Here is a 289-nt window from a genome sequence, read left to right on the forward strand (position 1 = left end):
GTATAGAAAAGGAAGTTTTTGCGTTTGCATGCAAGATAGCAAGCGGGTTGTTCTCACAAATCATATCTGTTATTGACGAAACACTGTTAAAAGACAAGGACAAAGATCTGCGTGTTGTAGGGTTTAGGGAAAAGACGGTAGAGATGTTATTTGGCAGATTGACGATTAAGCGAAGGCTCTATAGAAACAACAATGGCTCATACCGGTTCTTGCTTGACGAGGCTCTGGGGCTCGGTAAGAGCCAGCGTATAAGCCCAACGCTTGCAGAAGCGAGTGCGGTCTTAGCAAC

Annotated in this window: 1 protein-coding gene; it reads left to right on the forward strand. The window is 45.0% G+C overall.

From position 1 onward, the window contains the following. On the forward strand, positions 1-289 hold a 289-nt coding region (locus tag COY37_RS11105), incomplete at both ends, for a UPF0236 family transposase-like protein (RefSeq protein ID WP_286977593.1).

Origin of the sequence: Candidatus Aquicultor secundus, from assembly GCF_002791875.1 — a bacterium.
Taxonomy (GTDB): Bacteria; Actinomycetota; Aquicultoria; order Aquicultorales; family Aquicultoraceae; genus Aquicultor_A; species Aquicultor_A secundus.